The 21272-nt window shown below is 43.9% G+C and carries 23 protein-coding genes; 17 read left to right on the top strand and 6 right to left on the bottom strand.

The features are described 5' to 3' along the window. The first annotated feature begins 92 nt into the window (after positions 1-92). From POW22_RS12735 to POW22_RS12710, 6 genes are all read left to right on the top strand, one after another. Positions 93-1493, top strand: a complete 1401-nt coding sequence (locus POW22_RS12735) for a tetratricopeptide repeat protein (RefSeq protein WP_272833104.1) — start codon at positions 93-95, stop codon at positions 1491-1493. Between the two features lie 36 nt (positions 1494-1529). Then, positions 1530-2516: a DUF368 domain-containing protein gene (locus POW22_RS12730; RefSeq protein WP_272833103.1), complete on the top strand. Its 987-nt coding sequence runs from the start codon at positions 1530-1532 to the stop codon at positions 2514-2516. Next, the gene (locus POW22_RS12725) at positions 2500-3513 is read left to right on the top strand and encodes a DUF368 domain-containing protein (RefSeq protein ID WP_272833102.1); all 1014 of its coding nucleotides are present in this window, start codon (positions 2500-2502) and stop codon (positions 3511-3513) included. Before POW22_RS12730 ends, POW22_RS12725 begins: the two co-directional genes overlap by 17 nt. Beyond that, positions 3513-4244: a shikimate dehydrogenase family protein gene (locus POW22_RS12720; protein WP_272833100.1), complete on the top strand. Its 732-nt coding sequence runs from the start codon at positions 3513-3515 to the stop codon at positions 4242-4244. Before POW22_RS12725 ends, POW22_RS12720 begins: the two co-directional genes overlap by 1 nt. A 108-nt stretch (positions 4245-4352) precedes the next feature. Then, entirely contained in the window at positions 4353-6290 is a 1938-nt protein-coding gene (locus tag POW22_RS12715; RefSeq protein ID WP_272833099.1) for a DUF349 domain-containing protein, read from the top strand. Between the two features lie 2 nt (positions 6291-6292). Continuing rightward, entirely contained in the window at positions 6293-6928 is a 636-nt protein-coding gene (locus POW22_RS12710; protein WP_272833098.1) for a class I SAM-dependent methyltransferase, read from the top strand. Here POW22_RS12710 and mazG read toward each other — a convergent pair. From mazG to ruvX, 4 genes are all read right to left on the bottom strand, one after another. After that, positions 6912-7688: a nucleoside triphosphate pyrophosphohydrolase gene (mazG, locus tag POW22_RS12705; RefSeq protein ID WP_272833096.1), complete on the bottom strand. Its 777-nt coding sequence runs from the start codon at positions 7686-7688 to the stop codon at positions 6912-6914. The genes POW22_RS12710 and mazG overlap by 17 nt on opposite strands. Positions 7689-7776: 88 nt before the next feature. Beyond that, positions 7777-8178, bottom strand: coding sequence for a DUF5606 family protein (locus tag POW22_RS12700; RefSeq protein WP_272833095.1), 402 nt, complete (start codon positions 8176-8178; stop codon positions 7777-7779). 60 nt (positions 8179-8238) lie between these two features. Further along, the gene (gene def, locus POW22_RS12695) at positions 8239-8829 is read right to left on the bottom strand and encodes a peptide deformylase (RefSeq protein WP_272833094.1); all 591 of its coding nucleotides are present in this window, start codon (positions 8827-8829) and stop codon (positions 8239-8241) included. Further along, a complete protein-coding gene (gene ruvX / locus POW22_RS12690; RefSeq protein ID WP_272833092.1) occupies positions 8826-9239 on the bottom strand; it encodes a Holliday junction resolvase RuvX in 414 nt (137 codons plus the stop codon). Before ruvX ends, def begins: the two co-directional genes overlap by 4 nt. A gap of 90 nt (positions 9240-9329) precedes the next feature. Here ruvX and POW22_RS12685 point away from each other — a divergent pair, with 90 nt between their 5' ends. Both POW22_RS12685 and POW22_RS12680 read left to right on the top strand, forming a co-directional pair. Continuing rightward, the gene (locus tag POW22_RS12685) at positions 9330-10145 is read left to right on the top strand and encodes a 2,3,4,5-tetrahydropyridine-2,6-dicarboxylate N-succinyltransferase (RefSeq protein ID WP_272833091.1); all 816 of its coding nucleotides are present in this window, start codon (positions 9330-9332) and stop codon (positions 10143-10145) included. Positions 10146-10155: 10 nt separating this feature from the next. Beyond that, positions 10156-11235 (top strand): glycosyltransferase family 9 protein, encoded by a 1080-nt coding sequence (locus POW22_RS12680; protein WP_272833090.1) that lies wholly within the window; start codon positions 10156-10158, stop codon positions 11233-11235. On the opposite strand, the gene POW22_RS12675 is transcribed toward POW22_RS12680, so the two are convergent. Then, entirely contained in the window at positions 11208-12035 is an 828-nt protein-coding gene (locus POW22_RS12675) for a glycosyltransferase family 2 protein (protein ID WP_272833088.1), read from the bottom strand. The genes POW22_RS12680 and POW22_RS12675 overlap by 28 nt on opposite strands. Before the next feature lie 73 nt (positions 12036-12108). Here POW22_RS12675 and POW22_RS12670 point away from each other — a divergent pair, with 73 nt between their 5' ends. Further along, complete coding sequence (locus POW22_RS12670; RefSeq protein ID WP_272833087.1) at positions 12109-12870, top strand: glycosyltransferase family 2 protein; 762 nt, start codon at positions 12109-12111, stop codon at positions 12868-12870. Here the strand turns inward: POW22_RS12670 and POW22_RS12665 are convergent. Further along, complete coding sequence (locus POW22_RS12665; protein WP_272833086.1) at positions 12847-13626, bottom strand: lipopolysaccharide kinase InaA family protein; 780 nt, start codon at positions 13624-13626, stop codon at positions 12847-12849. The genes POW22_RS12670 and POW22_RS12665 overlap by 24 nt on opposite strands. Positions 13627-13679: 53 nt before the next feature. Here POW22_RS12665 and POW22_RS12660 point away from each other — a divergent pair, with 53 nt between their 5' ends. The 8 genes from POW22_RS12660 (at position 13680) to POW22_RS12625 (ending at position 21207) form a co-directional block, all read left to right on the top strand. Further along, on the top strand, positions 13680-14774 hold the full coding sequence (locus tag POW22_RS12660; protein ID WP_272833085.1) for a glycosyltransferase family 4 protein: 1095 nt from the start codon (positions 13680-13682) through the stop codon (positions 14772-14774). A 2-nt stretch (positions 14775-14776) separates the two neighbouring features. Beyond that, a complete protein-coding gene (locus tag POW22_RS12655) occupies positions 14777-15337 on the top strand; it encodes an L-threonylcarbamoyladenylate synthase (RefSeq protein WP_272833084.1) in 561 nt (186 codons plus the stop codon). Next, the gene (locus POW22_RS12650) at positions 15338-16762 is read left to right on the top strand and encodes a CCA tRNA nucleotidyltransferase (RefSeq protein ID WP_272833083.1); all 1425 of its coding nucleotides are present in this window, start codon (positions 15338-15340) and stop codon (positions 16760-16762) included. It begins immediately after the preceding gene. Between the two features lies 1 nt (position 16763). Next, positions 16764-17789, top strand: a complete 1026-nt coding sequence (locus POW22_RS12645) for a COX15/CtaA family protein (RefSeq protein ID WP_272833082.1) — start codon at positions 16764-16766, stop codon at positions 17787-17789. A 12-nt stretch (positions 17790-17801) separates the two neighbouring features. Beyond that, a complete protein-coding gene (locus POW22_RS12640) occupies positions 17802-18308 on the top strand; it encodes an IS1096 element passenger TnpR family protein (protein WP_272833081.1) in 507 nt (168 codons plus the stop codon). Between the two features lie 15 nt (positions 18309-18323). Continuing rightward, positions 18324-19382 carry a nucleoid-associated protein gene (locus POW22_RS12635; protein WP_272833080.1) on the top strand — a complete coding sequence of 353 codons (1059 nt, stop codon included), beginning with the start codon at positions 18324-18326 and terminating at the stop codon, positions 19380-19382. An 87-nt stretch (positions 19383-19469) separates the two neighbouring features. Next, positions 19470-20378: an ABC transporter ATP-binding protein gene (locus tag POW22_RS12630; protein WP_272833078.1), complete on the top strand. Its 909-nt coding sequence runs from the start codon at positions 19470-19472 to the stop codon at positions 20376-20378. Then, positions 20371-21207, top strand: a complete 837-nt coding sequence (locus tag POW22_RS12625; protein WP_272833077.1) for an ABC transporter permease — start codon at positions 20371-20373, stop codon at positions 21205-21207. The genes POW22_RS12630 and POW22_RS12625 overlap by 8 nt, the downstream gene beginning before the upstream one ends. Positions 21208-21272 lie beyond the last annotated feature (65 nt).

Below are 21272 nucleotides of genomic sequence, written 5' to 3'. Positions count from 1 at the left end.
TTAATTACTTTGTTGACAACATAATCGGCACGAGAATTGAACTCCCATTTACATGGTTAACTTTAATATGGAAGAAACTTAACACCCCGCTTATGCAATTTGGCGATAAGGACTCTACTAACTTCTCACTTACCCGTTTCGAATCCATGCTGAAAACCAACAATGTGCTCTTCTTTGACGCAGAAGAGTTCGAGGATATCATTCAGCATTATTTGGACAACGGTAAGATGGCTCTAGCTAAGAAGGCTACCAAACTCGGTTTGGAACAGCATCCTACGGCTACGAACCTGAAGTTGTATAAGGTGGAGATCTACATATTCGAAAACAAGCTGGATCTAGCAGACACATTGCTCGACGAGCTTTACAGTCTGGAATCTTCCAATGAGGAGATCCTGATCCAGAAGGCCAATGTATTGTCCAGACGCGACAAGCACGAGCAAGCTATTGCCCTTTTAGGGAAAGCTTTAAAGATCACCAATGATGCTGCGGATGTACTTTCGCTTATAGGGATGGAGTATCTGTTCTTGGAGAATTTTGAAAAGGCCAAGATCAATTTCATGCGCTGTTTAGAAATAGACAATCAAGACTATTCGGCTCTCTACAATGTGATCTATTGTTTTGATTATTTAGAGCAGCATCGAGAAGCCATTGACTATTTGAACGATTTCTTGAACACCAACCCTTATTCTGAGGTTGGCTGGCATCAAGTCGGTAAGCAATACTACACCCTCAAGGAATACAAGAAGGCCTTGGCCGCCTATGATTTTGCGATCATTAGTGATGACACTTTTATTGGGGCCTATTTAGAAAAGGGCAAGGTTTTAGAAAAGCTGGGACGCTATAATGAAGCGATCACCAGCTATACCATTACTTTAGAATTAGACGATCCAACTAGTTTTGCACTCTTGCGCATTGGCAAATGTCATGAAAAGTTACGCAATGATGAACTCGCGCTGCAATTCTATCACAAATGTATAGAAGAAGACGGCCTTTTAGACAAAGGGTGGATTGCCATTACGGATTATTACAACCGCAAAAAGAATTATCAAAAAGCGCTTTACTACATTGACAAAGCCCTGAATATAGACAGTGAGAACGTTTTGTATTGGAAGCGCTATGCCGTGATCAATAAGAACCTTAACCTCTTTGAAGAAGCAGAACACGGCTTCCGCAGAACCATTGAGTTAGGCAATTACGAGATCGACTCTTGGACCTCTCGTACAGATATCTTGATTCAATTGGGCGAATATGAAGCCGCGATCAACAACCTGAATCAGGCCGCAGAATTCTATCCCGACGCGGTAGAGATCGAGTTCCGTTTGGCTGGTCTGTACTACTTGACCGGGGAAGAGAACAAAGGACAATTCCACTTGAATAACGCCCTGCGTTTGGATGTTGAATACAGCATCATCATTGAGGAATTATTCCCCACTGTTTTTGCAAAGGCAATCGTACAGAAAATTATTCGCCAATACGAAAACGCTTCTCGTTAGGAATCGTTATTTTTGGGAGAATTCCACTAAGGGTCTATGGCTTCTAACGCGCTTATTTCCCACTTATCGACTTATTTGAAAGGCATCGCCATGGGCGCTGCTGATGTAGTACCTGGTGTTTCCGGCGGTACCATTGCTTTCATAACAGGCATTTACGAGACCTTGATCGGCACCATACACAAGTTGGATCTGGGACTGTTCAAACATTGGAAAAATCACGGCTTTAAAGCCATGTGGTCGCATTACAACTTAGGATTTCTAGCTGTACTCTTTTTAGGGATCGCGACCAGTATATTCTCCTTGGCCAAGATAATTACCCATCTTTTAGAAACGCACCCCGTACTGGTTTGGTCTTTCTTTTTTGGATTGATCGTGGCCAGCATCATCTATGTGGGTAAACAAATTGACACTTGGAGACTTCCGGTGATCGTTGCTTTAATTGCGGGAGCAGTGATCTCCTACTTCATCACCATTGCAGAACCCATTGCTGCTCAAGACAGCCTTTGGTTTATGGCCTTGGCTGGTTTTATTGCGATCATAGCCATGATCTTACCTGGCCTTTCCGGCGCCTTTATTTTATTACTCCTTGGAGCTTATGAACCTGTTATTGGGGCGATCTCTGGAGTTATCGACGGACTCACAGGCGAAGCAGATCTCATGTGGGATTCCTTTTTAAAACTGACCATCTTCGCCATTGGCGCAGTAGCAGGACTCAAAGCATTCTCAGGCATCTTGAATTGGATGTTCAACAATTACAAGGCCATAACCCTAGCGGTCTTAACCGGATTTATGCTGGGAGCTCTGAATAAAGTTTGGCCTTGGAAGGAGATCTTGACCACACGAATCAACAGTGAAGGTCTTGAGGTTCCTTTGTTAGAGAACAGCATTTCGCCAAGTAACTTCTCGGGAGATCCACAGGTGGCAGGAGCCATTATTGCTGCAGTAGCTGGTTGTGCACTTATCCTTGGCTTTGAATGGTTAGCGAAACGCAAATCCGCGAAAGCAGATGGCAACGGGGCGTAGTTTTGTAGACGGCTTCTGGCTGGTCCTCAAAGGTCTGGCTATGGGTGCGGCCAATAAAGTTCCCGGAGTATCGGGAGGTGTTGTTGCCTTTGTAGCTGGCTTTTACGAAGAGTTCATTTATTCGCTTCAGAAAATTAACAGTAAAGCCTTTGCCCTACTGTTCAACGGCAGATTCCGCAGTTTTTACGAATACATCAATGGACAATTTTTAGGGCTGCTCATCTTGGGTATGTTGATCAGTTATTTCAGCGTTTCCAAAATACTGGATTATTGGCTACAGCATTACGAACTCTATGTGTGGAGCGGATTCTTTGGGATGATCATTGGATCCATCTACTACATTGGTCGCGATTTCAAAAAGTGGAACAAGCAAACCATAAGCCTGCTTATTGTAGGTGCAATGCTGGGGATTAGCATTAGTTTTTTAGAGCCCGCCAAGGAAAATGACAATTTGATCTTTGTGTTTTTCTGCGGAATTGTGGGTGTTTCTGGCATGACCCTGCCCGGGCTTTCCGGTTCATTTATTCTGATTCTATTCGGGAATTATGTTTTGCTTTTGGTGGATGCGGTCAATGCGCTCTACGATACGGTTGCGAATATCATCAGTTGGGATTTTTCCTTTACAGACGACCCAAAACGGCTTCGACTTCTGCTAGTGCTTACGGTATTTGCACTAGGATCACTTACGGGACTGGTTACCCTTTCTCACGCTTTGGGTTATGTACTCAAAAGATTTCGAGGCGCGACCTATGCGGCGATTATTGGCTTTATTACCGGTTCTCTCGGCGTGGTGTGGCCTTGGAAACACAAGATCTATGAATACGACGCCTCTGGCGCTATCGCCATGGATGCCAACGGAGACCCCATTATCAGTAACTACGAACGATTTTTTCCGGAATTGATGAGTTCAGAAACACTTTGGGCCGCAGTTTTCATTGCCTTGGGTGTACTGCTGATTCTCTCTCTGGGATGGTATGACACTTACAAAAGGCGCTAATGGCTCAATTCGGTTTAATAGGAAAGAACATTGACTATTCGTTCAGTCGCGCACACTTTGGAGAAAAATTCAAAGCCCTTGGTCTCGATCACACCTATGAGAACGTGGATCTGCAATCTGCTGAGGAGTTAGCGCAATTCATTAAACAGCCCGTGCCTTTTAAAGGCCTCAATGTCACCATCCCTTTTAAAACGGCTGTGATTCCCTATTTGGATGAATTAGACCCTGTTGCAGAAGCGATTGGTGCAGTAAACACCATAAAGATCACCGAAAGCGGACGCAAAATTGGTTATAATACTGATCATTTTGGGTTTCAAAAGGCCTTAGAGCCCTTCTTGCCACTGAAAGACAGATCGGCCTTGATTCTAGGTACAGGAGGTGCGGCAGCAGCAATCGTGCATACATTAGCCAATCTCGACTTTAGAATTCAATTCGTTTCACGAGAAGCCTCAGATGCAGCGCTGAGCTACGAGCAGGTTAGCCGATACGTGATCTTAGACCATTTGCTTATTGTGAATTGCACTCCATTGGGAACACATCCCAATACAGACCGCAGCCCAGAGATTCCTTATGAATTTATTACTGAAAATCACTTGCTTTTTGATCTGGTTTACAATCCTGAGGTAACCACATTTATGAAAAAAGGAGCCCGACTCGGAGCGACAACTACCAATGGATATCAAATGCTCGTCGGGCAAGCAGAAAAAGCTTGGGAAATCTGGAATTCCTAAAAATCAAGCCGATAGACCCATTTTGAATCCAAAAAAATGCCTTGCAAAATCAGGGGGTAAATAGTATCTTAACGGTATATTTTTCTACGAACCCAAACATTGAAAGACATGTCTGACCCTAAAGAGCAGCCGGAAAATTCCGCAGAAGAAACCAAAGCAGCAGCTGAATCGACAGCCAATGAGCCCACAGAGACTCCTGGTCAAGAAGATTCCGTTAATGCACCTAAGGCGCCTGCAAGCGCAGAAGAAACAGCTTCAGATCTCGCAGCGGAAGCTTCAGAACAAGTCGCTGATGAATCAGAAGCAACTGAAGATGATGCGGCTGAGGAAGACTTGGTTGATTACAGCGATCTGAGCGCTTCAGAAATGGTCAGCACCTTTGAAGAACTCCTAAAAAGTGGGAAGGTCTCTAACATCAAAGCCAAGGTAGATGCCTTGAAACAGGCTTTCAATGCACAGTTTCAAGAAGCCTTTGAAAAACAGAAGGAAGCCTTTGTTGCAGAAGGTGGAAACATCGTTGATTTTCATTATTCGACTCCGGAAAAAAAGGCCTTCAGCACCCTGCTGTTCAATTATAAGGAAAAGCTCAACAATCACTACAAGAACCTTAAGAAAGACCTTCAAGCCAATCTAGACAAAAGATTAGAGCTCATTGAAGAACTTAAAGGCTTACTTGCCGTAGATGAGAACATCAACTCTACCTATAAGCACTTTAAAGACATTCAGGAGCGCTGGCGTGAAGCCGGTCCCATCCAAAGAGATAAATACAATACCGTTTGGAATACCTACCACCACCACGTAGAGAACTTCTATGATTTTCTGCATTTGAATCGCGAGTTCCGCGATATGGATTTCAAACACAATTTAGATCAGAAATTAAAGATCATTACCCGCGCCGAAGAATTGGCTCAAGAAGTCGACGTTTCCAAAGCCTTCCGCGAACTGCAAATGTTGCATAAAGTTTGGAAGGAAGAACTGGGCCCTGTAGCCAAGCAGTATCGAGACGAAGTTTGGGAAAAATTCAGCGCTGCCACCAAGGTCATTCATGACAAGCGCATGAACGCTCAGCAGGAAATGGAGAAGTCTTATGAGACGAATTACCTGCAAAAGCAAGAAGTGATCAACAGCATAAAAGAGACCACAAGCCAAGTAAAACCTACGCATCAGGGTTGGCAACAGGCCATCAAAAAAGTACAAGATCTGCGCAATCTATTTTTTGAGATCGGAAAAGTGCCCCGCTCTAAAAACCAAGAGATCTGGGATGCATTTAAGGCGAGTACTCGGGACTTCAACAAAAGTAAAAACGACTTTTACAAGAATCAAAAGAAACAGCAGTATACTAACCTGGAAAAGAAAATGGAGCTGATTGCAACCGCTGAAAAATACAAAGACGCGGAAGATTTTGAAGAGGCTACGCCCATCATGAAGCGCATTCAGACCGAATGGAAACAAATTGGGCATGTCCCCAGAAAGGACAGTGATCGTATTTGGAGTGAATTTAAGGCCGCTTGTAATCATTACTTCGATCGGCTACATGCACAACGCAATGCTGCAAACAAAGAAGAGGTTGAAGCCTTTGAGAAGAAAAAGGCTTTGCTGGATACCTTGACAGGATTTAAAGCTTCAAAAGATGCCGCTGCTGATGTAGACAACTTAAAGTCACTGCTCGAAAGCTGGAAGAGCGCTGGACGTGTTCCCTTTAACAAGAAGAACATTGAATCGAAATTCCAGAAGGCTTTGGATCAAGCTTTTGGCAGTCTAAATATGGATAAGGTTGAGGCAGAGATGATCAAATACGAGGCTAAACTGGAATCGCTCAAAGCAAATAACGACCCGCGTAAACTCACCAATGAGCGGATTTACGTGAGCAAGAAAATTGACGAGGTCGTCCAGGAAATCAACCAATTGGAGAACAATCTGGGCTTTTTCCAAAATAGCGATGCTTCGAATCCGCTATTTAAAGAGGTACAAGACAATATTGAACGTCACAAAGAAACCTTAGAGGTCTGGCGTGCTAAGTTGAGCAAACTTAAAGCCCTCAATTAGTATTGAGCTGCCCGCTATGCCATAGCACTGACAAACAACTTTTCTATCAAGACAGACTGCATGAGTTTTGGCAGTGTGACCAATGCTTTGGCCTTTATAGAGCTGCAACCAATATACTATCGGCCCAAGAAGAAAAAGAGCGCTATCTTACCCACAACAACGATGTCAATGACAAAGGCTACCGCAATTTTGTAGCGCCCTTTGTCAATCATATCACACAAAATTTCACCACGGAGCAGACGGGTTTGGATTATGGTGCAGGAACCGGTCCGGTCGCAGCGGTCATGCTTGAAGAACAAGGCTACGCGGTCAAACTTTACGACCCATTCTTTCATCCAGATCCTTCACCGCTTAAAAAACCTTATGATTTCATCATTTGTTGTGAAGTTATGGAACACTTCCATCAGCCTGACTTGGAATTTGCAAAGCTTAAGTCGCTTTTAAAACCGAAGGGGCAATTGATCTGCAAAACAGATCTCTACGATGGAAAACTGAATTTTGAAAAGTGGTATTACAAGAACGATCCGACTCATGTCTTTATCTACCACCCAAAGAGTTTGGAATTCTTGGCAGTGCAATTAGACCTGGATCTTAGCTTTATAGATCATCGCACGCCAGTATTTACGCGTCTTTCTTAGCTTGTTCCCAGATCTGATCCATTTCCTGCAGCGACATTTCAGACAGGCTGCGTTTTTGAGCGGCAGCCGCTTTTTCTAAGAACTGAAAACGCTTACTGAACTTTTTATTGGTGCGCTCCAAGGCGCTTTCTGGGTCAATCTTTAAAAAACGAGCATAGTTGATCATGGAGAAGAGTACGTCACCAAATTCGGCCTCCATAGCGGCTTTATCACCTTTGTCAACCTCATGCTGGAACTCAGCCAATTCTTCTTGCAGTTTTTCAAAAACCTGATGAGGTTCCTCCCAATCAAATCCCACTCCAGCTACCTTATCTTGAATTCGATTGGCCTTCACCATGGCAGGCAAAGATTTGGGCACGCCTTCTAAAACGCTTTTCTTACCTTCTTTAAGTTTGAGTTTCTCCCAGTTTTGCTTCACCTCTTCTTCATCTGCAACGGTGACATCACCGTAAATATGCGGATGTCGAGAAATAAGTTTTTCTGAGATTCCGTGAGCAACATCTGCTATATCAAAGGCCTTTTTTTCACTGCCGATCTTAGAATAGAAAAAGATATGGAGTAAAAGATCTCCCAACTCGCCGCGAATACCCTCCAGATCATTATCCAAGATCGCATCGCCCAACTCATAAGTCTCTTCAATGGTCAAATGTCTCAGCGATTCTAAGGTTTGCTTACGATCCCACGGACACTGCTCGCGCAGCTCATCCATAATGGTTAACAATCGGTCTAAGGCTTGGAGTTGATCTTGGCGTGAGTTCATAATTCTGGTTGAGAAGAAACAAATTTAATTAAATGAAAATAGCCATCAAATTGATGGCTATGGTAAGATTGTATAAAAAGTATTTGACCTATTCTTCCTCCTCTGCAGCGAAAGAAGTGTGCCCATTCTTTTGTAAAAGATTGTACCACTGTACTACTTTTTTAATGTCACTTGGATAGACACGATCTTCATCATAGTCTGGCAACACCTCAAAGAAGTAGGCTTCTAATTCATCTTTAGAACTCTTGTGATTAATGGCCTGCCCGCCATTTTCCTTAGTGCTGATCTTATCAAAGACCTCTGCAAGCGGCACTTCTTCGCTCAAGGTATAGATCGCGATCTCAGACAACAGACTCACATTATGGCGTCCGCTAACACTTAGGGTCTTTCCGTCTACAAGAGATTGTGCCAAAAACCCGGTGCGGGTCTGCGTCTTTAATTCATAAAGACCTGGCTTGCCAGAAATGGCCATGATTTTTTCTAAACTCATACTGAATCAGCTAATTTTTGGCTGCAAATTAAAGCTCTTTGATTGGAAATGTCAAGTTACTTAACGTTTCTTTTTAGGGTTGGGGAATCGCATCTTGTAATCGATGTTCACCTTACCCTTGCTTATATTGTTAAGCTTTCCTTTGATTAGACGTTTTTTAAGCGGAGAAAGTTTGTCGGTAAAGAGGATCCCTTCAATGTGATCGTACTCATGCTGAATGATCCGAGCGGCGATTCCGCTGTAGGTATCGGTGTGTTCTTTGAAATTCTCATCCAAATACTTGATGGTAATGGTTTCTTGACGGAACACATCTTCTCGAATATCAGGAATACTTAAACAACCTTCATTAAAGGCCCACTCGTCTCCTTCTTCTTTTAAGATCTGAGCATTGATAAAGACCTTTTTAAAGGTGCTGAGCATTTTGCGCTCTTCTTCTGGTAGATCCTCATCGTCCTCAAAAGGAGTAGCATCCACCAAAAATAAACGAATGGAGCGTCCCACCTGTGGTGCAGCCAGGCCAATGCCGTGCGCGCCATACATAGTTTCAAACATATTCTCCAGCAGTACGTCAAGATCTGGATGATCTTCTTTAATGTCTACCGCTTTTTTGCGTAAAACGGGATCGCCAAAAGCCACTATAGGTAAAATCATAAGTGATATTCTAAATATTCTTGTAAAATAATGGTTGCACTGACTTGGTCTATCAAGGACTTGTTTTGCCTTTGTTTCTTAGACAAGCCACCATCGATCATTGCCTGAAAAGCCATTTTACTGGTAAAGCGTTCGTCCATGCGCTTGATTTCCAAATCTGGGAAGGCTTCAGCCAGTTTTTCTGCAAATACCGCTATCTCCTGTTCTACGTCAGAAAAACTACCGTCGTGTCTTTTAGGCTGTCCCAAAAGCAACAGATCAACGCTCTCCTGTTGGAAATACTGCTTCAAAAAGGGCATTAACTCCGATGTTGAAACCGTGGTCAATCCAGAAGCAATGAGTCTGAGCGGATCAGTCACTGCCAAACCCGTTCGCTTGGTTCCGTAGTCTATGGCTATAATTCTAGGCATCTGCGCTGCAAAAATACGCGATTCGCCAATAGTAGCAAACAATACACGCGTATTCCGAGGCAGCTTAGTATCTTTACCAAAAAAAGAAACATGGAGCAATTAAGACCGCTAATAGAACAAGCTTGGGAAGACCGATCCCGCTTGCAAGACCCAGAAACTATTAACGCCATCCGTGCGGTGATCAATCACTTGGACGCTGGAGATCTGCGCTGTGCCTCCCCTGTGGAAGGTGGCTGGCAAGTCAATGAATGGGTCAAAAAGGCGGTGGTGCTCTATTTCCCTATTCAAAAGATGGAAACCCTTGAAGCGGGAATCTTTGAATACCACGACAAAATGCCCCTGAAAAGAGGTTATGAAGAAAAGGGAATTCGCGTGGTTCCTAATGCAGTGGCCAGACATGGTGCCTATATCTCTAGCGGTGTGATCATGATGCCGAGCTATGTGAATATTGGTGCTTATGTTGATGCCGGAACCATGGTAGATACTTGGGCCACAGTTGGTAGTTGTGCGCAGATCGGAAAGAACGTGCACCTAAGCGGTGGTGTAGGTATTGGTGGGGTTTTAGAGCCACTACAGGCAGCTCCGGTGATCATTGAAGACAATGCCTTCATTGGATCTCGAAGTATTGTGGTTGAAGGCGTTCGTGTGGAACGTGAAGCTGTTCTAGGCGCCAATGTTGTAGTCACGGCCTCGACCAAGATCATTGATGTAACCGGAGACACTCCAAAAGAGTACAAAGGCGTGATCCCAGCGCGATCCGTAGTGATCCCAGGAAGTTATACCAAAACCTTTCCAGCCGGAGAATACCAAGTCTCCTGCGCCTTAATAATCGGGCAGCGCAAGGAGAGCACCGACAAGAAAACTTCTTTAAATGACGCTTTACGCACCTATGACGTAGCCGTCTAAAGACCGTAATTTGAATAAAATACTCGTAATACAACACAAGATGATCGGAGACGTGCTCACGTCTTCAATCCTCTTGGAGTTGTTGCGCGAGCACTACCCTGAAGCGCAATTAGACTACCTGATCAATGACAATACGCTAGCTGTAATTCAAGGGAATCCTTTTGTAGATAACATTAAATGCTACCAGGCTCAAAAAGATCAGGACAGTAGTTATAAGAATTCTTTCACCCAAGGGCTAAAAGCAGAAAACTACGATCTGGTTGTAGATGTATACGCCAAATTGCGTTCCGCACGATTGACCCGTGCACTCAAACCACAACAGAGTGTCTCCTATTACAAATGGTATACCCAATCGGCTTATAAAAGAACGGTCAGACCGCTCAAACAAACCGATAAAGATGAAGGTCTAGCACTGGTAAACAGGGCATTATTACTAGAAACCTTGGGAATAGACATTCCGGTAATCCCAAAACCGAAGATCTATATTGGTGAAACCGAAAAGAATCTAGCCGAGCAACAATTGTCTGCAGCAGGCTTGGATGACGCTCCGCTTCTTTTCATGATCGCCGCCTTTGGTAGTGGTCCGGATAAAACGTATCCCTTAGATTATATGGCTCAAGTGCTTGATGATTTGGTGCTAAACACAGAAGCTACGCTGCTTTTTAATTATCTACCTAATCAAAAGGCCCAATTGGAGCAACTTATGGGGCTTTGCAAAACAGAGACCCGAGCGCAAATGCGTCCAGAAGTCTACGGAAAAAGTCTGAGAGAGTTCTTGGCACTTGCTTCCTGCACCCATGCGGTAATTGGTAATGAAGGCGGAGCAGTGAATATGGGCAAGGCCTTGAATGTCCCAACCTTTTCGATCTTTTCGCCTTGGATCTTGAAATCGGCCTGGAACAGTTACGAAAGCAGTGGATACAACCAATCCATTCACCTGAGTGATATTCGTTCGGAGCGCTACAAAAAACATCCGAAGAAATACAAGCGACAAGCCGCTCAATTATATCGAGAATTAGAAGCGAATTTTGTGATTGAAAAACTGCGAGCTTTTACAGCGCATCACGCCTTTTCGGCGTCTAAACCATAAGCGGTTCTAGTGAGCTTTTGATCCTTAGTGGTTTTACGGATGGCAGCATTTTTGGTCAACATCTCCGGTTTCACGTATCCTCTTGGATGATCCAAATGCACACAGATTGCTGTGTAGCGCAACTGTTTCGCCTTAATTCCTGCATTGAACAAACGCTCTCCCAATTCCCGATCCTCACCTCCGTATTGCATCCGTTGGTCAAAACCATTGGCGGCTAGAATATCAGACAACCAACCGGAAGAATTATGACCGTTCCAGGTAGCCTCGGTTGGAGTGATCCAATTCAGGAATTTCTGTTTAGCCGTATTAGTGGTGAGTTTGTTGTTCTTAAAAGACGATTTAAGCCCCTGCCCTTTTAACCAAGTAACATCAAAGCAGCGTTGCTGCTGAATATCCTGCTGAGTTATCGCTTTAGATATCTCCATGGGGAGCTTGAAATAGCCACCGGAGAGAAAGTAACCTGATTCCCGATGGGTAGCGTGAACAGCGACAAAATCGCTACGAGGAATACAATCTCCATCAGAAAACAACAAATAATCTGCACTGGCAGCCTTTATAGCCGTGTTTAAAATTATGGTCTTTTGAAAGCCCTTATCCTCGTGCCAAACATGAGTGATCTGAAAAGGAAGCTCCCCGCGCATGGTTTCAATGAGCGCTTTAGTCTCATTAGTGGATCCGTCATCTGCAATGATTACTTCAAAATCTGTAAACTCCTGGTGAGCATAGCCCCAAAGCACTTTTTGCAACCACTCTGGCTGGTTATAAGTGCTTAAAACAACAGATATTTGCGGCTTTGACATAGTTTTGCGTCCTGAGGTTCTAGAATTGCTTTGCAAATCCTAACTTTGAGCGCCTCAAAAGTACGTAATTTTCATGCGAAAACTCAGTGCCTTATTAATCGTAAAGAACGAGCGAAAACATCTTCCGGATGTGATCGATACCTTGGGTTTTGCTGATGAAATCATTGCTGTTGACTCCTTTAGTGATGACGGTACCTTTGAGTTTTTAAAAGATGATCCGCGGGTACACTGCGTACAGAAACAGTTTGTGGATTACCCCTCCCAGCGCAATTACTGCATGGAATTGGCGGCGAATGATTGGGTGTTTTTTGTGGATGCTGATGAACGCGTACCTGTAAAACTCGCTGAGGAAATTCAGCTTCTTTTAAAACAAGACAGTCTGGCCAACGGCTATCAGATCTACAGACAATTCTATTACAAAAGGGAAAAACTACGCTTCAGTGGTTTACAGACCGACAAAGCTTTGCGGCTTTTTGACCGAACCAAAGGCCAATACAGAGCAGAGAAACTGGTTCACGAAACTCTAGATCTATCGCAACCCGTCGGTATCCTTAAAAACAAGTTGGATCACTATTTCTTTGACGATTATCAAACCTATCGCTCCAAAATGATCACCTATGGGAAGATGAAAGGTTTGGAGTTGTATCAACGCGGCAAAAAATACCAAAGTGCAAAACAGTTCTTCAAAACCATTTACAAGTTTTTAAATCATTATTTGATCCGCTTGGGGATTTTGGACGGTGCTAAAGGTTTTATCGTTGCAAAACTGAATGCGCGCAGCGTTTGGGAACGCTATAAAGAACTCAAGCGCTTATCGCTTTCTCCAAAAGAGTAGCTTTTTCTTGAGACGCCGTTTGCGGTGATACTTGTGCTGAAAACGACTCACATGACCCCACATCTGCTCAAAAGTATCTTGCGCGTCATAGCCCGCTAGATCGGCATATTCATCACTCATCACACGCACCATATCTTCTACAGGAGTTAAACGAGCAAAATTCAGAATGCGTTCTGCTTTAGAAAGGGTTTTGAATTCCATCCGATTCAAATCCACCAAAAAGAACTCATAACCCGCTGCCGTTTTTTTGATCAACGTATTACCCGGAGAATGATCCTTAAAAAGCACTCCGCTTTCATGCAGCTTAAAGGTAAAACGGGTAAAGGCTCGCAAAATGGCTTCGTGATCAGGGTAGTTGGCATCGTGAACCAACTCGCGATAGGTCAGATCACACTCCAAATGCTCACTCAGATAATAACTGTCCTTGAGTCCATTCCAATACTTGTTTTCGGCATAAGCAATTGGCTTTGGAGTACCAATACCCAATGAAATCAGCTTCTCCGCATAGGTAAAAGAACGCTCCGCCTTAGAAGGTCTGATGTAACGATACACCCAAGTATTGACAATATTCGGGTTCTTAAAACGCTTCACATTGACCCGCATGCCCAAAGCATCAAAAAGTCTGATCTCATTGCGCTCTCCATCACCAAAGAGTTCCCCTTGCTGCTCAAATTGAAGCACACAAGTTAGCACCTCCTTTTGATGATCTAAAAAGGGTTCTGCAATGGTAAAATCGTAATGAAAAGCCTGTTCCATCTGCTGCAAAAATACATTTATAATTCTTTAGAACTGCAGCAAATCAAATACCTTTGCCAAAACTTAAAACTCGCAGTTTTATGCCCAAGCGCATCTTTTTAGAAATGCACAACTTAAAGAATCCTTTTACGGGATTCGGGCAATTCAATCTGCATTTGCTTCGCGGGCTGCAGGCCTGTAATGATCCTGACTTGAAATTTGTTGTGCATGCTCAGGACTTGAAACCCTTAAAGGAGGAGTTTGGAGACTTTTTTGACTACAAATACTATATGGGCTTGCGCCGATATGATTGGGCGCAGATCCGCAAGAAATACGATCTTTGGCACTCGGTCAATCAGAATACCAAAGTAGAGCCTAAAAGAGACCTGCCGTATGTGCTCACGATTCACGACGTGAATTTTATAGATGAGATCTCTAATGATCTGAACCATCCCAGAAACCTGCGTTTTAAAGAAAAACTGGCTCGGGCCAACGCGATCACCTACATCTCAGAATTTGCCAAGCAGAGTACACATCAGTACTTTGACATTCCTAAAGTTCCCGAGCATGTGATTCTTAACGGCAACCCCAGCGGGGAACTGTTGGATTTAAGCAATTACATGCCGCAAACAGACATCCATGGAGACTTTCTATTCACCTTGGGTGATTTTTGGGAGCGTAAGAACTTTCACCTTTTGGTGGAAATGCTCACCCAACTGCCTGATGAGCGTTTAGTGATTGCAGGGAACGACAGCCGTACCTATGGTGACAAGGTACGTGAGACCATAAAAAAGCACGGATTAGAAGATCGAGTGATCCTAGCAGGACGCGTAGATGATCGAGAAAAGCAATTTCTTTTGGCTAATTGCAAAGCCTTCCTTTTTGCCAGTCTTCGTGAAGGATTCGGATTACCTCCTATTGAGGCAATGAAATTTGGTAAACCCGTTTTCTTAGCACACAGAACGTCCCTTCCAGAGGTTGGAGGTGCCGTTGCTTATTATTGGCATGAGCTTGAGCCAACAGCGATGGCCGAGGTCTTTCAAGAAGGCATGGCCGATTTTAATACAGATCCAGAAACAAAAAGTAAAGCCTTTGAGGCGCAGGCAGCCAAATTCGAATGGAATACCGCTGCAGCCCAATACATAGAAGTCTACAAATCTTTGATTTAATTATGAGAGCAGAAGTTGACAAAACCTTTGAAATCGTAAAAAAAGGAGGAACCATTGCCTACCCTACAGACACTGTTTGGGGTTTAGGTTGTGATGCGACAAATTACGACAGTGTAGAACGCGTTTTTGAGATCAAGCAGCGCCCAGCAGAAAAAAGTATGATCTGTCTGGTAGATTCCCTGCGAATGTTGGACGAATTCTTTGAGAAAGTTCCAGAAACGGCCTTTCAGATCTTAAAATACGCAGACAAACCCACAACTTTGATCCTAGACAACGCCATTCGCGTTTCTGAAAATGTTATTGCCAAAGACGGCAGTTTAGGCGTGCGTGTGGTCAATGATAATTTCTGCAAAGCACTGATCAGAAAACTCAAGCGTCCTTTGGTGTCTACCTCAGCCAATATCAGCGGTGAACCTACGGCCAAAACCTTCTCAGAAATCAACCCACTTATTTTGGAAGGCGTAGACTATGTCGTAAATTTGCACCGCGATAGAAAAGCGGCCAAACCTTCGAGTATCATTAAGCTGAGTGCCGATGGAGCCGTGAAGGTGATCCGACAGTAAATGCAAGACAAAACCCACTTTAAAGAAGCGCTGAGCGCACCTATTTTCACTACCCTTTCCCAGGTTGCTGACCAACTGGATTTGGAAGCTTATGTGATCGGTGGTTATGTCCGTGATTTCTTTTTAGATCGCGGTACGCATAAAGATATAGACGTGGTTGCCATTGGCAGTGGAATTGACTTAGCTAAAGCTGTGGCAAAAGCCTTACCAGATAGGCCAAAGGTTTCCATTTTTAAAACCTACGGCACGGCCATGATTCAGCATGGAGATGTCCAACTGGAGTTTGTTGGAGCCCGCAAGGAATCATACACCGAAGATTCTCGGAATCCCGCCGTGGAGAACGGCAGTTTGGAAGACGATCAAAACCGTCGAGATTTTACCATCAACGCCTTGGCTTTAGGTCTGAATGCAGATCGATTCGGGCAATTGCTGGATCCTTTTGAGGGGATGCAGGATTTAAAGGATAAGCTCATTAGGACTCCGCTAGACCCAGAGGTGACTTATAGCGATGATCCTCTGCGCATGTTACGCGCGATCCGTTTTGCCAATCAGTTGAATTTTAAAATTCAGAAAGAATCCTTGGAGGCGATTACGGCTCAGGCAGATCGTATAACCATAATCTCCAAAGAGCGGGTGGTAGAAGAACTCAACAAGATCTTGATGACGCGCAAGCCTTCTATCGGTTTTGGGCTTTTGCATAAAACAGGTTTGCTCAAACACATACTGCCGGAATTACTCGCCTTAGAAGGAATTGACGAGGTAGAAGGACAACGTCATAAAGACAACTTCTGGCACACTTTGGAAGTGGTTGACAATATCTCAGAGACCACAGAGAATCTGTGGTTGCGCTGGGCGGCACTGCTGCACGATATTGGGAAAGCGCCCACCAAGAAATTCAATAAAAAACAAGGCTGGACCTTTCACGGGCATGAATTTGTGGGCTCTAAAATGGTCTACAAACTCTTCAAGCGTTTGCGCATGCCGCTGAACGATAAGATGAAGTTTGTTCAAAAGATGGTTCGAATGAGCTCCCGCCCTATTGTTCTTGCCACCGAGGTAACCGACAGCGCTGTGCGCCGTTTGATCTTTGATGCGGGAGATCACGTGGACGACTTGATGACGCTTTGCGAGGCAGATATCACCACCAAGAATCCGAAGAAATTCAAGCGCTACCACAAGAATTTTCAATTGGTTAGAGAGAAGATCGTGACCGTTGAAGAAAAAGACCACGTGCGCAATTTTCAACCTCCTGTAAGTGGTGAGGAGATCATGCAGACCTTTGGGTTGCCGCCATCTAAAGAAATTGGAATCATCAAGGAAGCCATTAAAGAAGCCATTTTGGACGGTGTTATTCCCAATGAATACGAGGCTGCCAAGGCTTTTATGTTGGAAAAAGGAGAAGCCCTAAACTTAAAACCGCAATAGGATGTTTGTACGCTTTGTAAGGATATCACTGATTTTGATCTATTTAGTAATCATTGCCGGGGCTGTTGTACGTATGACCGGAAGCGGTATGGGTTGTCCGGATTGGCCCAAGTGTTTTGGGTATTATATTCCTCCTACGGATGAAGCGACCTTGCTCTGGGAAGCTGACCGGGAATTCAAAAAAGGACAGGTCATCATCAAAGATGAGGCCCTTGAGGTTGCTAAGGCAGACTTTACCACGGGAAGCGAATATTCGGCAGCCAATTGGGAAGCCTACACCGAGCACGACTACGCCATTTTCAATGTATGGCATACTTGGATCGAATACATCAACCGATTGCTGGGAGCCCTATCTGGTCTCGCAATTCTCATTATGGCCATCCTTTCTATTTGGAAATGGAAGCAAAACAAATGGCTTACCCTGCTCTCTTGGCTGAGTGTTTTTATGATTGGATTCCAAGGCTGGCTGGGCGCCACTGTGGTTTATTCGGTTTTAGCGCCAGTTCGCATCACGATTCATATGGTCATGGCGCTGCTAATCGTTTTGGTATTGCTGCTGATCTTAAGGCAAGCTATAGGGAAGCAAAGGCCGCAAGGGGTCACTGGGAAATACAAAACCCTGCTTTGGGCAGCGCTTGGATTAACGCTGATCCAAATCGTATTAGGAACACAAGTGCGCCAATTTGTGGACGATCAAGTCAAAATGGTGGGATATGAAGCCAAAGACACTTGGCTGGCCTATCCAGAGCTCAATTTTTACATTCACCGTTCCTTTTCCATTTTGGTAGTTTTGATCAATGTGCTCTTGTGGCGTGGTAATCAAAAGAACGGCTATGGATTATACGGCATGAATGGTATCATGGCCATTTTAGGGATAGAAGTACTGACGGGAATCGCTATGTATTATTTTGATTTCCCTTTCTTAACACAGCCTATTCACCTCGTATTTGCAGCGGTTTTATTCGGATTGCAAAGCTATCTGATTTTACAGGTCCTTATTCCGAGGAAAACTGTCAAAATATCTTAATTTTACGGCCTTATGGTTTTTAGATTCAGAATCATTTTAGATACCCAAGAAGACGTCTTTAGAGATCTGGAGATCCTTCAAGACGCCACTATGGAAGACTTCCATAACGCCATCACCCAAGCCTTTGGTTTTGGTGGGCAGGAAATGGCTTCTTTTTACATCAGCGATGATGACTGGCAGCAAGGCGAAGAGATTGCCCTTTTTGATATGTCAGAAGGTCCAGATCCTACGCGTATTATGGCAGAAACCTTATTAGAGGATGTCCTTGACGAAGATCAAACCAAATTGATCTACGTGTATGACTTTCTCTCCATGTGGACCTTTTTGGTGGAGTTGGCCGAAATTGCAGAACCACAGCCGGGTCAGCAATATCCAAACCTGATGTACGTTCACGGCGAATTGCCAGAAGAGGCTCCAGACAAAGAGTTTGTGAGTGAATCCATGGAAGGTGACTTTGACGATGATATGGATTTTGAAGACGATGATTTTGACTCTTTAGACATCGATTCTTGGAATTAATTTCCTTTTAGACTTATGATCAATTTATACAGCGCTCAGATCGCTTCACTAAGCCTACACCGTGTAGGGAATAAATCACGCGCAGAAGGCTTGTTCCTCTCCGGCGCGCCATGTAAACTCACTGACGAACTCAACCCTTTGATCCGCGAGTTCTTCTTTAAACCCTTCCGTGAGAAAGAAGAAAGTTATTTGAGCTTTACGCATGAGGTGGATCTGGAATACCACGAACTGTACAAATTGGTCAAAGAGCTATTGAGCAATCCAGATAATGCTCACGAGGTCAGTACCAAGATCACTACGCACCTGTACAATCAAAGCGAGCATCCGCATATCAAGAACGGAGAAGTTTATGTGGCCTACTTAGAGAACCTGCAAATTGACAACCAAAAGGTTGACGGTGTTGGAATCTTTAAGTCTGAATTAAAGCAGGACTTCTTGCAGTTTCAAGAAGGCGGACAACAACTTGAAATGCACTTGCAGCAGGGGATCAACCTCAATAAGTTAGACAAGGGTTGTATTGTTTTCAATGTAGAAGAGGAAACCGGCTATAAGATCTTAAGTGTAGACAGTAACCGCTATGATGCGCGCTATTGGTTGGAAAGCTTTTTAGGAGTGGAGACTCTGGCCGATGATAATTTCTACACCAAGAAATACCTGCGTTTTTGTCAAGACTTTGCCAAGGATGTCGTTTTACCTGCTGAGGACAAACGAGAAGAAGTGCTTTTTATGAATCGCGCGGTGAATCACTTTGCCAAGAACGATCAGTTTGAAGAGACCAAATTCCTCAACGAGGTCATTGACAATCCAGACCTCATCCCAGAGTTCAAACACTACAAGGCAGAACGTGGACCAAAGTACAGTGTGGAAGACCTCTCCGATTTTTCTATTGCGAACACAGCCGTATCCGCAGCGCGTAAAAAGATCAAGAATGTGATCCAATTAGATACCAACATTCAGATCAAAATGGATTTCATCAACCCAGAGAGCGCAGACAAATTTGTAGAAAAAGGTTGGGATGAAGAACGTCAGATGTATTATTATCTGGTATACTTCAATAGAGAACAGAACACTTAAAGGCAATTCCCAAAGGATTCCTTTTAGCGTGTAACATTTATGGGGCTGGTTCGTCTTACAGACATCAGTTTTACTAAACAACCATAAATGCAACCCATCCTAACGCTCAACAATCTCACCAAACGTTTTGGGCCGCTTACCGCAGTAAACAATCTGTCTTTTACCATTGAAAAGGGCAATGTTTACGGTATACTCGGGCCTAACGGAAGTGGAAAATCAACGACTCTTGGAATCGTACTCAATGTTGTAAACAGAACCTCCGGTGACTTCACCTGGTTTGACGGCAGCACCTCAACCCATGATGCGCTCAAGCGCGTTGGTGCTATCATTGAACGCCCAAATTTCTATCCGTACATGAGTGCGGCACAAAACTTGGCTTTAGTAGCTAAGATCAAAGGAGTTTCTGAAGATAAGATCGAAGAAAAACTGGAACTCGTCGGTCTTCTGGATAGAAAGGACAGTCGCTTTAAAACCTTCTCTTTAGGGATGAAGCAACGTTTAGCAATTGCCTCTGCCCTGCTCAACGACCCGGAGATCTTGATTTTGGATGAGCCGACAAACGGTTTAGATCCGCAGGGAATCCATCAGATTAGAGAGATCATAAAAAAGATCGCCAAAGGAGGAACTACTATTCTTTTGGCCTCTCACCTATTGGACGAGGTTGAAAAAGTCTGTTCTCACGTGGTTATTTTGCGTCAAGGAGTTTCACTTTACAGCGGACCAGTAGAAGGCATGAACGCCAGTCACGGTTTCTTCACTTTACAAGCCGAAGACATGGTTAGACTGCGTGCCTACTTAGAAGGAAGCGGAAGCTTTGGTAAAATAAAAGAAGAAGGTGAAGCCTTAGTGGCCTACCTCAACGAACCTTTAGAAGCCAGCGTACTCAATGAAATGTTGTTCAAAGAGGGCATTGTATTGTCCAAACTTGACAAGCGTAAAGAAAGCTTGGAAGAACAATTCTTAGAACTAACCGCCAAAATTGAACAGCATGCTTAGACTTTTTAGAATCGAGTACCACAAACTCATCCACAATAAATCGGCACGAGTAATCACCGCCGTATACTTTATCTTGATCTCTTTAATGTCGCTTTTGGCGTCTATCAAATTCAACTTCGGAGATTTTAGTTTTCGTTTGGCAGATCAGGGGATCTTTAACTTTCCGTTCATCTGGCACTTCAACACTTGGATCGCCGCACTGCTCAAGATGTTCTTAGCCATTGTGATCGTATCCATGATGGCCAATGAATACACGCACAGAACGCTTAAACAGAACCTAATCGACGGACTCAGCAAACGCGAATTTGTGTTGTCTAAATTCATAACAGTTTTCGTTTTTGCAGCCTTATCTACGGCCTTTATTTTCATTGTTTCCTTGATCTTAGGACTGATCTTTTCAGACTACACCGAGTTTGGAATCATCTTTAGAGACTTGGAGTATGTCTTTGCCTATTTCTTGAAGCTGTTGGCATTCTTCTCCTTCTGTCTGTTCTTAGGCGTCTTGGTGAAACGTTCAGCTTTTGCCCTTGGATTTCTGTTGATCTGGTGGATCATAGAATGGGCCATCTATGGAATCATGGTCTCTAAGCTCCCGGATAATTCAGACTTACCCGCTCAAGTAGTTCAGTTCTTCCCACTGATGAGTATGCAAAACTTGATCATTGAACCGTTTACGCGTTTCAACGCAGTGCAATCTGCAGCTACACAATTGGGAGCAGAATTTACCAAGACCTACAACGTGACCTTATTCAAAATAGCGATTGTATCGGTTTGGACCTTCTTGTTCAATTATTGGTCTTTGGTCATCCTGAAAAAACGAGATTTATAGTATCTTGCTGAGGCGTTCGCACTAGCGAACTGGCAGCTGCTATTTTGCCGCTGCCATGACCTCTT

It is taken from the genome of Gilvibacter sediminis (genome assembly GCF_028561565.1).
GTDB classification, from domain to species: Bacteria; Bacteroidota; Bacteroidia; order Flavobacteriales; family Flavobacteriaceae; genus Gilvibacter; species Gilvibacter sediminis.
Note: the sequence above shows the minus strand (reverse complement) of the source record. Positions and strands in the feature narration are given on the sequence as shown.